Genomic DNA, 13,826 nt, shown 5'->3' on the forward strand with positions numbered 1-13,826 from the left:
ATGAAACGATTTAAGGTGATAAAGGATTAACCTGTTGTCATTGGATTGCTCCTTTCGATCCGCCTTACTATCTTGCTTGCTTATCTTTGCGGGACTCTGGAACTACTCCAATTCTTAGCAATCAATTTATTTTTCTAAATTTCTAAAATAATCAACGATATTATCGTAGTTCATTATTTTTCTCCAGCCAAGATATTCGGATACAGGTTGCTGGAGCAAATCCAGAAACTCACTGACTGAAAATTCTTTATACCAGTATTTATTCGAATCTATAACTCCTTGTATATCCTCTTCCTTACGAACATGTTGGAATGCCCGATGTTCAAAAAAATATACATACTTGCCAATATCAAAAGCTTTACGCACGACTTCAAGAACTTCCGTTAAATGAACGTTGTACTCATCATTCTGAGGAACATAACTATTATTGTCTTTAGATTCTACCCTTACGCACGTCAAACAGTCGTAGAAACGGAGCTTATCAATTATAAGGTTACCTTCATAATTCTCGTAAGCAGGTGTCAATCTATAGTCTCCATATTTCTCTAACCGCTTCCCACTAATTTGCTTTTCTCTCATATTTTCGACTTCCTCTCGAAGATACAATCCTTTCTTAATTTCACGAAGGAGTTTGTGTTCTCGCATATTGCTAAACCGTTGATTGGAGAAATGAAAGCGATCAATAATTTCCGATTGAGACATTGTGTATTGCTCTACGATTAATTCAACCAGTTGTTCCGCTGTGATGTTAAGACCTGATGCTTTAACGAGTTTCTGCAAATCAATCGATTTTGAGTTTTCCATTATAAACACCTCATTTATAATTATGAACATTACAACTATAGAATACATCAAACTGTTGATTATAATCAATAGATAATCGTGTTATTTTACATATGCTCTATTTATTATCAATTGATAACAAAAAAAGGCGATTCGATACTCTACAAGAAACGTAGAATACATTCGCCTTCTCTTATTCATGTTCGAAGGATGGCTATCATAATTTACCCATTGGATGCATGCATTATGTCTTTATATTATCCTTCCAAGCCTAATTCACTCATCCAGTTCACTGTACCCTGTTTCCAAATGATAAGGTAGCTACTCATTCCACCCCCATTTTTCTATTAGGTCTGGATTTAGATCAGTCTCCAACAAGACTTGGTAATTCTCGGGGCGCTCTTCGCAATCGTTAGGAACATGAAAATTCATCCCCAATAAATTATGTGCATCCGTTAGTAACTGTCCAATCATTCTCCATGCCTCAAAGCAAAGCTGAAGTACCTCAGCCTCACCAATTTCTTCAACAACCCATTTTCTCGAAATTCCACATTGTTCACCTATATCTGAGTGATCTTCGTCGATAAGAAACCCCACAAAATGCTCTTCTGCAACACGCAATAAATGCTCACTTGATTGAAATGGGTTGACTGGTATAATCATTCCAAGCTTGTGCTTTCTGTATCTAAATAGTCCAATATGCGCTTCGCTTTTGATTGCTAAATTGCCCCGCTTAACAACAACATTCCTTCCTTCAACAAAATTCTTTAATAGAATACTTCCTTTCATCCAAGTTTGTTTCTCCTCATACCATTTATCAAAGTTAGGAATGTTTCGCTTCTCACTTTGAAGGGCAAAGGTGATGTTACGGAGTGCTTGAATAAATGCATTCATATTAAATCGAAAGCCATCTGCATCATGATAATTATTTATCATCATGTGTAAGAAATAGTGTGCTTCTTCGAATTTATCATGAGTATTAGGAATCTTACAAACTGAATGATAGTTTGATGTGTGACATTTCGAATTTTCTTCTGTCATATTCACCTCGACCTTTCTAAAATATTATATAAATTTTTTGACAATCTCTGCAAACTCTTAATAAGTCATTATTCTGCACCGCCTAATTCAATAAAACTTTTTTTCCATAAAGCACTTCTTCCTAAAAATCTGTTTTTTTGACTTTGACTTTCCTTGGCTTTGATTGTTCCTTATTATTCATATTATCTCCAAATTTCGTTCTACTTGTGATAGGGTTCAGCATGATTGATTTGAAAATAACCTGTCCGTTAGCTTAATTTAGAATAATTATTAATATACAGTACTTTCAACAATGGGTATGGATGGCTCGACTTTAAGCTAGAAAATACCCAATGTAATATACAAATTTGATTAATTATAAAAAAGTGCTACCCAATTTCAGAGTAGCACCTGTGTCTTAATTTTTTTCATTACTTCTTCTTGCTACCAGCCATCCATAGAACAACCAAAACGAGAATAACTCCAAGACCTACCATTGCTCCTTGAACGGCGTCCTTCACTCCCGAACCATCTCCACTCATAGCTGATGCTAAAAGTAGAATAATTACACCTACGCTTACTAACTTATACGAATGAGGAATGAATGGCAATGAATAAATATTCAATTCTCATCAATTGTGAAAAAGTTGTCTCACTAATTATGAAAATAGTCTCACTAATTATGACAACGCACATCTGTTCATAAACTTGGATCAGATTTTATACGCCTTCATCGCTTTGAACAATTCCTTGAAGGTTGGGCGTTTACCGTACATCAGCACACCTGTACGATAGATTTTCGCTGCCAGCCAGCCGAAGATCATAATGGATACTACGAGAATGGCCAGGGACGTCCAGATCTGCCAAGTTGGCGCAACGCCTGCCCCGATCCGTACCAGAATTGCCGTTGGCGATGTGAACGGAATGAAGCTTGCTACTTTTAAGAGCAAAATATTCGGTGTAGCAATACTGAAAATCGCAATATAGAAGGAAACCAGGGACAACATTGTAATCGGTAATACGGCCTGACCGAGTTCTTCTGTCCGACTCACCATCGAACCAATGGCCGCAAACATCACCGCATACAGGAAGTAACCCAAAATGTAGAAAATGAGTCCATATACAATAACGGCGACGTTCACATCATTCAGATTCATATTGAAATCGCTCAATACATCGCGGTTATGCGGTAACAGCATATTGCCGGCAACTACGGCACCGAAAATACCGATTTGCAGCAACCCTACCATGAAAATACCGATGATTTTACCAAACATCTGACTGAGCGGAGATACACTTGTAATCAAAATCTCCATAATACGCGAGCTCTTCTCAGCTGTAATCTCGGAAGCAATCATGTTACCTGTCATCATCGTTGATGTGAACAACAGAATAATCAGCAGGTAAACAACTACGTAGTTTATGCCGCTCATGCCACCTTCCGACTCCGCAGCAGCTCCGCTTTGGTCAGAATCCAGGCTTTGCTCTGTCAGTTTTACCGGCGTACTGATGAGCTGTTTTTGCTCCGCCGTGAGTGTATCCTTCACCACCACATCCAGCTTCACAATTTGCAGCGCAGCTTCAATGGGTGCTATAACCTGTGGGGAAATATCATCGCTTGAATACAAGACCGGCTGTGGGAAATCTTGCCCCGCCACAGGTTCGAACTTCAGGTACCCATCCAGAACCCCAGATTCCACATCGGCCTTGAGTGCCGCTTCATCTTTACCAGCGTCGTTAACGACCCGATACGTCTCATTTCCTTGTGCGGACGAATATGTCTCCAGTTTCTCGGCTACCTCTGTTTGGTTCGTGCTCAGAAGACCGATATTCACTGGCTGATTTCCGCCTGCACCTCCGCCAATGGGACCACCATTAAATAAGGTAATGAAATATGGAATATTGAGTCCAATCGTAATTAAAAGTGCAAGTACAATGGTCGTCACCATGAAAGACTTCGTTTTCACTTTGTTTTTGAACGTAAATCCGATAATCGTGCCCATTTTATTCATTCGACTCACCTACCTCACGAATAAAGATTTGGTTAAGCGTTGGTTCCTTGATTTCAAAATGTTCAACGGTCGTCTGAGCCATGGCTGCTCTCAGAATTTCCTGAGCGGCTTCCATCTGACCAATATGGATCAGGTATCCACGCTCATTTTGCTCTACCTTTTTCACACCCGGCAACTGTTCCAACCCGTTGACACTTCCCGTTGTGCTCAGGAATACGTGCTCACGAGGATAACGACTCTTGATCTCCTTGATCTCTCCCTGTACCACAGTGTTGGAGCGATGCAGTATTGTTATCTGACGACATAATTCTTCGACGTGCTCCATCCGGTGTGTCGAGAACAGAATGGCTGTGCCTTCATCACGCAATTCCTTCACCGTGGACTTCAGTAATTCCACGTTCACCGGATCAAGTCCGCTGAAGGCTTCATCCAGAATGAGAATTTGCGGTCTGTGGACCACTGCGGCTATGAAACCCATCTTTTGCTGATTCCCTTTGGATAGCTCCTCAATCTTTTTGTCATAATACTCCGGCACTTCGAATCGGTCCAACCAGTACTTCAGGCTCTGATCCGCATCCTTTCCATTCATGCCGCGCAGACGGGCCAGATAATTGATCTGTTCACTGACCTTTACCTTTGGATACAAACCGCGCTCTTCCGGAAGATATCCCATAATCTGCTGCAATTCTGTGCTATAGGGTTTGCCGTTGTACTGGATATTTCCGCCGTCCGGGTGGATCAGCCCAAGCACCATACGCATTGTTGTTGTTTTACCAGCGCCATTGGCTCCAAGCAGACCGTAAATCTCCCCTTCTTTTACATTGAGCGTTACTCCATTAACTGCTGTTTTGTCTGCGTATTGCTTGACTACCTGTTTCAATTCCAATCGGTTCATCTTGTATCGTCTCCCCTCGGTTATCTCCACTGTGCCGGTGCATACCCGGCAATCCAGAATGCCAAGACTTCATCCAATTCTAGGTTACGGATTTTCAATACCCGGTTATTGGACAGCTCCAGCCTTTCCTGCGCTTCACTGACCCGGGTTGTAATTACGCGGACCAGCCCTCTCTCTTCAGAAGAAGATTCAACAACACCAGGGATACTCTCTGGTCGCAAGTCTCCTTCATACCAGACTTCTTTCCACTGATCGAGCACCATATCTTTCTCGGCCATCCCCAGCGACTGACCACGGTGCATCAATACGATGTAATCTGCAAGCCTTTTGACTTCATCCGCAATATGTGTGGCAATCAGAATCGTGGTGTCTCCCTCAGCCATAAAGGTACGGAACTGCTCGACCATCACTTTCCAGGCAAAGGGGTCCAGACCTGATGAAGGCTCATCCAAAAGCAATAATCTTGGGCGAGCTGCGATTGCAGCAGCGATCTCGAATTTCCGCCGTTCACCCTTGGACATCTTGTTCAGCTTCACATCGACAGGTACTTCCATATCGTGAACCAGTTGGTTGAACAACTTCATATCCCAACGCGGGTACCAGTAGGCCCGAAAATCAGCTGCTTCCTGTGCAGTAATCCGGTTCTCTTCGAGCCCAGCGTTGTCAGCCACAAAACCGATCTGTTGTCTCAGTTCAATGGGAAGCGGCCCCTCATGTTCCTTCCCAAACCATATAATCTGCCCGGCATCAGGCAGTACCACTTGTTGCAGCATGTTAAGAAGTGTGCTTTTGCCTGAACCGTTATGACCGAGAATAGCAACTACATACCCTTCCGGGATGGTCAGATCAATCGGGCCAATAACTCTGCGTTTTCGCATTTTGGACACGCCGTTCAACTGAACTGCTATGGGCTCCATGTATGAATCACTCCCTCACTTCGAGTAAACTGCCTTCAGGACTTCCCGGAACAGACTCTCCAGTTCTTCTTCCGTACATCCTACCGATTTTCCAGACTGCACCGCTGCCTGCATTGCTTCCTGCGCGGCCTTCAATCTATAATTTTCTCTGTCGCTGGCTTCTACCTGGGCCACAAATGTACCCGTCCCCTGCTTCGTACGAAGCAGGCCTTCATTCTCCAGATCCTGATAGACCCGTCTAACCGTAATGACACTGCAATTCAGCGCTCCGGCGAACTCACGAATGGACGGCAAATGTGTCCCCTCCCCAACTGACCCGTAACAATTAATGATCTTAACTGATTTTCAATTTGGTGATATAAAGGTTCAGCGCTATTTTCATTAATCTGAATGGGTATTTTCACATCTTGCACCTCGCCCTCCGGTACACTCCAGTCTGTTACCTGTCCGTGCCGGTTTCATCCTGTATTCATTTTTTTTGCAATCATCCCTCATACCATTAACTCAAATCCCGAGTGGAAAGTTTCTTCAGCGTCAATCGACTGAAAAGCCATAATCCCGCTAGGCCAGCCACCAAAGCAGCCCACATAATCGGGGAAAGCAGCCCCATGTTTTACTCATATCAATTACAATCGAAAATCCGTAACTGCCCGATATCCGGATCAGCAAGGATAAGATGATCGTAAGCGGCAAGAACAGCGAACTGAGAAGCAAATATTTTTTACCACTGTACAGAAACTCTCCGTAAATATATAAGCCTGTCATGAGAAGTCCGTAACCTGTACAAGTTATGCCAAAGGCCAGGTACTGATCCCACCGGAACCCTTCCTGATGTAACCCGACCACATACAGTGATCCATAGAAAAAGATACCATTATACGTAAACGCCATCAGAGACTGCTGAAGTCTCGACCACATCACCGTCTCGTTAGGAATGGGAAGTCTGCGATAGTAGGCCAGCATCTGTGTATAGGAATCCTCCTGTATATAACGGAAAGATCGTCTGCTGAACACAAACCCCTGAAATGGCACCATGATTAAAAAGAAAGTATCTACAACAGGATTAATGAAATCTGTCTTCTGTTGTCCTAATAACATCACACCACTCATGCCGCCAGTGTATATCATAAAAATTGCAGTCCACAGCCATTGGAGCTTATCCTTGTTCATCTCACTACGGGTCAACCACCACGCCTGTTTCCATGCGTTCATATCGCCTGCCTGCCTTTCCATCTTGACTGTGCTCACTGTATCTACTGTATATATCAATATACACAGTATACAGACCACTCTCTTGTCCCGTCAACCCCTTATTTTCCTGAATCAGGAAGTACGGGTGGGATTCATAACAGAGTTACGATAAAATAAAACTTGCTTCCGAATATACAATGATTCATTGTACATTCATTCGTTCAACTTATAGGATACATAAAAAGGATTGATTCACCTATGGATTGGCTGGTTGAGATCGGATTTTTGCTCCTATTCTCATCATTCCAGACACAATCACGATCACAAGCATCATGACGGTGATTCTTTTTCGGGATCTACTCACCATCACAGCAGCGATAGCGGAAGCAGCAACGACAGTGGCGGCGGTGGTGGAGATTAAGATAACTCCTCAAACCCAAAAGAGCTGTTCCGATATTGTGCGAACACAATTCGGAACAGCTCTTTCCTGTTTCCCGGCACCTGAATACCAAGGAGGTCTAATCCTTAAATCAGCTCATAACCACTCGGCAGAGTACGATTCCTACGGATCGCACGAATCTCTTCCAGAGTCAGCCGCTGATTGGTAGAGATCAAGGATTCCACGTCATTGCCACGGATCAGATCATCCAAATCTCTCAAGCTGGTGTTCCCACGATAGACGCGGAATCCGCCTTGAAAGTTAGGTCTCGTAAACACAACCAGCGTTGCATTCGAACTTGTCGAGAAGAAACGCAGGCTTTCTACCCCACCCAGAATGTTATCCAGATTACGGAGACCCGTGTTACCACGGTAGATCCGGCTTCTACCAGCGAAGTTTTCCTCCGAATACACCGTGAGACGTGGATACGTTTGACTTACATGGACTGTTTTTTCATTTCTTTTCCCCTCTCGATCTCATTCTATGAATCAAGGAGAGAGGGAGCTTGGACCAATCAACGGATGGGTTCATCCATTTTCATATTTTCAAAGAATTCTATTCATCACAAAAACTATTAAACGCCCAGAATAACTTCCCATACCGGACGTGTATGTCCACCAGGATACAGCAGGTATAACAGAACGTATACAATAACGCCAGTGATGGCACTGCTGAACCAGATCATGGATGTAAATCGTCCCCAGCGGCGATGCGTCTTGAATTTCTTTTTGAAACCAAGCACCAGAGTGGAGATGCCGAAGACCGCTGCCACCGTAGCGAGGATAATATGAAAGATCAGAAATATCCGATAGAAGATCTCCATCTCCGGGTCCCGCCCCAAGCCGTATTCCCGACAAAGATGGTACGAGACATATAAATGACAAAGAACAGAAGGGCAGCAATGGCCCCTGCAATCATCGCGGTTTGGTGCGCCTCCCGTTTGCCACGGATAATTAGCACCCAGCCAATTCCAACCAGAACCGCGCTAATCACAATGAAAGAAGTACTGATCGTGGGTAGCAGAAAATACATATCCATCGTGTGTTTCCCCTCTTGTCCAAACAAGACTTGTGTTATTTCGCTGCAGGATTAAGCGGTCCTCCCGAATTCTCTATAGGATACGGATCATCATCATCTTCCCGTTTTTCTTTACGGTACCATTGGAAAAAGACGTATGCCAGCATAGAGACGAAGATACCTTCCTGTATGAATTTCATCAAAATACCGCCCACCTGCTGATCTTCCTTCGCAGAGGACAGGAAGTTGAAGAACGCCGGTCCACCGAACGAACGCAGCAAAGCCGTAGAATCCCCGGATACACAATATCGCATCGCCTCAGCCCATACCGCCGGGTTGCTGTAAGTCGCATATAAGGGTTCGGAAGCAAAAATAATCAGCCCACAAGCTGGTGTCAGCAGCACCATGTTCAGAAAAATAAATCCAATCTTGGACAGCCCTGACGCCTGTCTGCCTTCCGGCAACGGATTGAGCAGCGTCCACCACATCAGCATGGAAGTGATGAAAAGTACAATGTAGTACAGACGGTGAACCGTGAAATTTAACATCACGTAATCATGTACCACCGGTAAATGATATAACGAGAACAATCCGTTAAACAGCACAGCCGCCACGATCGGATGGGCCAAAAAGAGAACTGCCGTGTCGGCAGCCACCGAATGATTCCGCGCCATACCCAGAGGGGTAATCCCTTCATCAGTAGCGGTGGCGCTACCAGATAGGACAGAGCCATACTCACCATATGGAAGCTGAACATCACATGACCCAGCAGATTGAACGGCCCCGCTTGTGCAAGGTACAACACCGTAAGCCCCGTAATAAACATAATCTTCTGTACAGCTGTCGCCTGATCTGCCCCCTTGATCCGCTCACTGAACGGACCGACGAGCACTAGATAAGCTGCGGCAATGAGCAGAAACAACGCCAGAATAAGTGGACTCCATAAATCGTTGAAACTAAAATATTGCAACCCGAGCATACGGGAAACCTCCCCGTGACCTGTTTTGGTTATTGCCTGAATCCATTACGGGATTGATTCGCCTAAAAGGGGAAAAGACGGCGACACTGCGCCGCCGCCATCTCTTTTACCACCAAACCCAATAGAGTGCCATAATGATGCACGTAAAGGCTACGAAAAATCCGAAGGCCATAAACAGGATCGGCATTAAATGCCCTTTATCCTTCAAGTGCATCCAGTAACCGAGCTGTACAAACACCTGAAGGATCGCCATGACCACCAATATAATAATGGTAAAGGTCGTATTGACTCCTCCCGCGGCGGCCGCCGCGAACGCAATGAGCGTCAGGATGATCGAGAATATAAAAACAACAACGTGTTTCTGTGGCCCTTCCGTCCGGTGACGATGCTTCACAGGCTGTTGATCACTCTTATCCTGTACCGACATGTGTTACCCCACCTTTCCGAGCAGGTACACGACCGTAAAGATAAACACCCAGACCACGTCAATAAAGTGCCAGTACATTGCGGAGACGTATACTTTAGGTGCAGTTACGACCGTTAAGCCTTTTCTGAACAGTTGCCCGATAATAAGCCCGATCCACATAATACCGAATGCAACGTGAGCTCCGTGGAACCCAACGAGTGTATAGAACGCTGAACTGAATGCACTTGTGGTCATGCCGAACTCTTTATGTTTCACATATTCATAGAACTCGTAAATTTCCAGACCGAGGAATCCGAGACCCAGTACAACGGTAATGCCAAGCCAGAGAGCGAGAGCATTGCGCTCCCCCTTATGCATAGCCTGGATGGCAAATACACTTGTCAAACTGCTGACCAGGAGGATAAAGGTTGCGGCAGCCACGAGTGGCAGATGAAACAATTCATTTGCCGTTGGTCCTTCATTCGTTTGGCCACGGAGAGCCAAAAAGGTTGCGAAGAGGGTTCCGAACAATACCGTCTCGCCGCCGAGGAACAACCAGAAGCCTACAAGCTTGTTGCGTCCTTCCAGCGTTGCTTTCTCCGGTTCATGCGGCAATTTGCCGTTTACCGGTTCGGCATGTGAAGTTGTCATGTTCTAACCCCCTTCTCATCCTGATCCTCCGGTTCGATATGCCAGCCATGATCATCATAGAGTGAACGCAGTGCCATTGCACCAAATGTAATCAGCAGACCTATAATGACCACAATATAATTGTTGAACAATCCGTTCATAAAGGCATTTCCAAAATCATCCTTGCTGAACATGAGGCCAAGTCCGGCAATGAATATACCAACAGACATCACAAACGGCAGTGGAGTTGCAGACGGCATATGAATCGAACCTACAGGTTCAGCCGGTGTCATCTCCGTATGTCCTGCCATTTTTTCTTTCCAGTATGCATCGATTCCGCGTACCAGAGGCGTCTGCTTAAAGTTATATTCCGGCGGAGGAGATGGAATGGACCACTCCAACGTACGGCCATCTTCCCACGGATCATTTGGTGCATCAACTGGTTTTCTCGTTGTAATCACGATGTTCACGAGGAACATGATGACCCCAACACCCATCAGGAATGCACCGATGGAGCTGACCAGGTTGAGCAGATCAAAATCCTGATTCGGCAAGTATGTAACGATCCGGCGCTGCATCCCCATCAAACCAAGGAAATGCTGAACAAAGAACGTTAATTGGAAGCCGATCATGAATGTCCAGAACGTCCATTTTCCGAGTGTTTCGCTCAGCATGCGACCGAACATTTTCGGCCACCAGTAATGTAGTCCTGAGAACAAACCAAGTACTAACCCACCAACGATAACGTAATGGAAGTGAGCTACAACAAAGTACGTATCATGGAACTGGAAATCCGCAGGCGCAGAGGCCAGCATGACACCCGTAACCCCACCCATAACGAAGGTTGGAACGAATCCTACAGCAAACAGGTTTGCTGCCGTAAAACGAATCTGACCGCCCCACATCGTAAAGAGCCAGTTAAATATTTTGATCCCCGTTGGTACAGCAATCAGCATCGTAGATATGGAGAACAATGCATTAGCGACGGTTCCGAGACCTGTTGTAAACATGTGATGCGCCCACACCATGAATCCCAGAAAGGCAATCAGGATGGTTGCAAACACCATGGAACTGTAACCGAACAGTCTTTTACGTGCAAAGGTTGGAATAACCTCCGAGATAATACCAAATGCCGGCAAAATGAGAATGTATACTTCCGGGTGCCCAAAGATCCAGAAGATATGCTGCCAGAGTACCGGGTTACCGCCACCCGCAACATCGAAGAAATTGGCTCCCAGTATACGGTCAAACGTTAATAATACAAGTCCTACCGTAATGGCAGGGAATGCAAAAAGGATAATGGCTGATGTAATAAATGTCGTCCACGTAAACATCGGCATCCGCATATAGGACATTCCCGGCGCACGCATCGTAATGATGGTCGCGAGAAAGTTAATGCCCCCTATGAGTGTGCCCAGACCTGCGATCTGAAGTCCTATCGTGTAGAAATCCACACCATGCGTCCCACTGTACTCGCTGCCAGAGAGTGGCGTATACGAAGTCCAGCCGGCATCCGGTGCACCTCCCATCAACCAGCTCAGGTTCAGCAGCAGTCCGCCAAACAGGAACGTCCAGAAACCCAGCGCGTTAACAAAAGGGAAAGCAACGTCCCGCGCCCCAATCTGCAAAGGCACAACGGCATTCATCAGAGCAAAAATAATAGGCATGACACCAAGGAAAATCATTGTTGTTCCGTGCATCGTAATCAATTCGTTAAAGACCTGTGCCGACACAAAATCATTCATCGGTTTCATTAACTGAATCCGAATCAAAATGGCTTCAATACCGCCGATTCCGAAGAAAAATCCACCCGCAATCAAATAAAGAACGGCGATTTTTTTGTGATCGACGGTGGTGATCCAATCCATCAAGCCCCTATACCGCTTGACGCTATGAGCATGAGCCAAGGTTGTGTACCCCCTTCTTCGTCATTGCTGTTCTATTCATAGTCCAATTTGTAGTTGGCCAGATATTCGGCAATTCCGTCGATTTCTTCATCAGTGAGCCCAAGGTCTTTCGGATTAGGCATCGTGTTGCCCGGCTTCACGGATTGTGGATCATGGAGCCATTCTTTCATGTTGTCGAGTACCGGATTGCCGTCTTCCTGTCCTTCACCCTGGTTCAACAGAATGCCTGCCACGGATTGCTTGCCGCCGATTCCCGTCAGGTTAGGCGCAACCGGCCCGCCCTGATCCCCAACTGCATGGCAAGAAAGACAGTTCGTCTTGAACTTCTCAGCCAATTGGGTATCTTCCGGAAGTACCGCCGGGGCTTTCATTTCATTGACCCATTTGTCAAAGGATTCCTGACTGACCGCTTTTACCTTGAATTCCATGAAGGCATGCGACCTGCCGCATAATTCAGCACATTTACCTCGGTAAACGCCTTCATTCGGCGCCGAGAAGCTGAACTTGTTAAGCGTTCCATCCGGGTTTGTGTCCATTTTACCCGCAAGTGACGGCACCCAGAAGGAGTGAAGCACGTCAGCGGTTTTCAATTCGAATGCGATTTTCTTTCCGGTCGGGATGATGAGATCTTGAGCGGTGGTTACATCATATTGAGGATAAGTGAATTCCCACCAGTACTGATGCGAGGTGACTTTGACCTGAATTGCATTTTTGTCGTTGGACAGATCTTCGCCTTGGGCAAAAATCGTTTTTACCGTCGGTACTGCCAGAACGATAACAAGCAACAACGGAATGGCTGTCCATATTACTTCCAGCTTGAAATTACCTTCAACCTGTTCGGGCATTTCATTCTGCCCGGCTCGTCTGCGAAACCGGATCAACACATACGCAGCAATAGCAAATACAATGATGAGCACCACGATCATAATCGTAATGGACAGCTTCATCAGATCATATTGGCCTTGCGCCACAGGACCCTGAGGTTTCATTACCGACAAGTCTTCCCGCCCGCATGCGGATAGCAGCAAAGAGAACACCGCCAGCAAGGGGAGAATTCGCTTTGCAACCTGCCACTGTTTCATCATTGATCTACCCCACTTTTTTAACATTTTCGTAGATTTCCGTTTTCGCCCAAAATAAACTCAAATTAAGTTCATTTCAGCACGATACAGGTAATCCTGTCCGACATACAGAACGCTTACAAAAATAACGCTTCCACTACTCCCGTCTTTTCCTGCTAAGGGCATGTCTGCGCATTCTTCCAATTCATTCTATATGGTTCAATCACTTATTAAATATAAGTTGAGGGTATGATTTTGTCAATCTTTGGACACATGTTCACAAATTGTTCACTATATGTAAAAAACCGCACCACAACTTGATTTGTAACCGATTTCAGTTAAAAGTATTACTCTCTACATTTGAAAAATTTTGCCAAATTTCGGTGATGAAATTGATTTTTTTGCCGATTTTTCTCACATTGAAAACATGCAGTATTATGCAAAAAAGAAAAGCATGCATCAGGTGATCTCCCTTACAACTCCTGGAAGGAGCAGTAAAGCCCCATACCGCCTCCATTTAGAATCAGACGGTATGGAGCCTAAACCCATTGTATATTCCGACACCGTTA

At 45.1% G+C, this 13,826-nt stretch carries 11 protein-coding genes and 3 pseudogenes; all 14 read right to left on the bottom strand.

From position 1 onward, the window contains the following. Window positions 1-126: 126 nt before the first annotated feature. The 14 genes and pseudogenes from ACTWJ7_RS32400 to coxB all read right to left on the bottom strand — a co-directional run bounded on the left by ACTWJ7_RS32400 (window position 127) and on the right by coxB (window position 13,281). Window positions 127-804, bottom strand: a complete 678-nt coding sequence (locus ACTWJ7_RS32400; RefSeq protein WP_301882464.1) for a hypothetical protein — start codon at window positions 802-804, stop codon at window positions 127-129. A gap of 300 nt (window positions 805-1,104) precedes the next feature. Then, window positions 1,105-1,824 carry a hypothetical protein gene (locus tag ACTWJ7_RS32405; RefSeq protein WP_301882465.1) on the bottom strand — a complete coding sequence of 240 codons (720 nt, stop codon included), beginning with the start codon at window positions 1,822-1,824 and terminating at the stop codon, window positions 1,105-1,107. Window positions 1,825-2,516: 692 nt separating this feature from the next. Further along, entirely contained in the window at window positions 2,517-3,815 is a 1,299-nt protein-coding gene (locus ACTWJ7_RS32410; protein ID WP_301882466.1) for an ABC transporter permease, read from the bottom strand. Then, window positions 3,808-4,710, bottom strand: coding sequence for an ABC transporter ATP-binding protein (locus ACTWJ7_RS32415; protein WP_301882469.1), 903 nt, complete (start codon window positions 4,708-4,710; stop codon window positions 3,808-3,810). Before ACTWJ7_RS32415 ends, ACTWJ7_RS32410 begins: the two co-directional genes overlap by 8 nt. A gap of 20 nt (window positions 4,711-4,730) precedes the next feature. Further along, a complete protein-coding gene (locus ACTWJ7_RS32420; RefSeq protein ID WP_285080254.1) occupies window positions 4,731-5,627 on the bottom strand; it encodes an ATP-binding cassette domain-containing protein in 897 nt (298 codons plus the stop codon). A gap of 15 nt (window positions 5,628-5,642) precedes the next feature. Further along, a pseudogene (locus tag ACTWJ7_RS32425) lies at window positions 5,643-6,031 on the bottom strand (GntR family transcriptional regulator). A gap of 157 nt (window positions 6,032-6,188) precedes the next feature. After that, a complete protein-coding gene (locus tag ACTWJ7_RS32430) occupies window positions 6,189-6,839 on the bottom strand; it encodes a hypothetical protein (RefSeq protein ID WP_443146253.1) in 651 nt (216 codons plus the stop codon). A 504-nt stretch (window positions 6,840-7,343) separates the two neighbouring features. Next, complete coding sequence (locus tag ACTWJ7_RS32435) at window positions 7,344-7,670, bottom strand: hypothetical protein (RefSeq protein ID WP_301882473.1); 327 nt, start codon at window positions 7,668-7,670, stop codon at window positions 7,344-7,346. Between the two features lie 161 nt (window positions 7,671-7,831). After that, window positions 7,832-8,295 (bottom strand): annotated as a pseudogene (locus ACTWJ7_RS32440) (DUF420 domain-containing protein). A 35-nt stretch (window positions 8,296-8,330) separates the two neighbouring features. After that, window positions 8,331-9,253, bottom strand: a pseudogene (gene ctaG, locus ACTWJ7_RS32445) (cytochrome c oxidase assembly factor CtaG). A 106-nt stretch (window positions 9,254-9,359) separates the two neighbouring features. Continuing rightward, window positions 9,360-9,680 (bottom strand): cytochrome C oxidase subunit IV family protein, encoded by a 321-nt coding sequence (locus ACTWJ7_RS32450; RefSeq protein ID WP_079348834.1) that lies wholly within the window; start codon window positions 9,678-9,680, stop codon window positions 9,360-9,362. Window positions 9,681-9,683: 3 nt separating this feature from the next. Next, window positions 9,684-10,310, bottom strand: coding sequence for a cytochrome (ubi)quinol oxidase subunit III (locus ACTWJ7_RS32455; protein ID WP_079348833.1), 627 nt, complete (start codon window positions 10,308-10,310; stop codon window positions 9,684-9,686). Beyond that, window positions 10,307-12,157, bottom strand: a complete 1,851-nt coding sequence (ctaD, locus tag ACTWJ7_RS32460) for a cytochrome c oxidase subunit I (RefSeq protein WP_443146447.1) — start codon at window positions 12,155-12,157, stop codon at window positions 10,307-10,309. Before ctaD ends, ACTWJ7_RS32455 begins: the two co-directional genes overlap by 4 nt. A gap of 71 nt (window positions 12,158-12,228) precedes the next feature. Further along, window positions 12,229-13,281, bottom strand: a complete 1,053-nt coding sequence (gene coxB, locus ACTWJ7_RS32465; RefSeq protein ID WP_079348831.1) for a cytochrome c oxidase subunit II — start codon at window positions 13,279-13,281, stop codon at window positions 12,229-12,231. Window positions 13,282-13,826 lie beyond the last annotated feature (545 nt).

It is taken from the genome of Paenibacillus sp. 1A_MP2, from assembly GCF_052244825.1.
Taxonomy (GTDB): domain Bacteria; phylum Bacillota; class Bacilli; order Paenibacillales; family Paenibacillaceae; genus Paenibacillus; species Paenibacillus vandeheii.

Bases quoted from the DNA above. Each gene is read 5' to 3' on its own strand.
- ACTWJ7_RS32400 (WP_301882464.1), bottom strand. From the start codon at position 804: ATGGAAAACTCAAAATCGATTGATTTGCAGAAACTCGTTAAAGCATCA.
- ACTWJ7_RS32405 (WP_301882465.1), bottom strand. From the start codon at position 1,824: ATGACAGAAGAAAATTCGAAATGTCACACATCAAACTATCATTCAGTT.
- ACTWJ7_RS32410 (WP_301882466.1), bottom strand. From the start codon at position 3,815: ATGAATAAAATGGGCACGATTATCGGATTTACGTTCAAAAACAAAGTG.
- ACTWJ7_RS32415 (WP_301882469.1), bottom strand. From the start codon at position 4,710: ATGAACCGATTGGAATTGAAACAGGTAGTCAAGCAATACGCAGACAAA.
- ACTWJ7_RS32420 (WP_285080254.1), bottom strand. From the start codon at position 5,627: ATGGAGCCCATAGCAGTTCAGTTGAACGGCGTGTCCAAAATGCGAAAA.
- ACTWJ7_RS32430 (WP_443146253.1), bottom strand. From the start codon at position 6,839: ATGAACGCATGGAAACAGGCGTGGTGGTTGACCCGTAGTGAGATGAAC.
- ACTWJ7_RS32450 (WP_079348834.1), bottom strand. From the start codon at position 9,680: ATGTCGGTACAGGATAAGAGTGATCAACAGCCTGTGAAGCATCGTCAC.
- ACTWJ7_RS32455 (WP_079348833.1), bottom strand. From the start codon at position 10,310: ATGACAACTTCACATGCCGAACCGGTAAACGGCAAATTGCCGCATGAA.
- ctaD (WP_443146447.1), bottom strand. From the start codon at position 12,157: ATGGATTGGATCACCACCGTCGATCACAAAAAAATCGCCGTTCTTTAT.
- coxB (WP_079348831.1), bottom strand. From the start codon at position 13,281: ATGATGAAACAGTGGCAGGTTGCAAAGCGAATTCTCCCCTTGCTGGCG.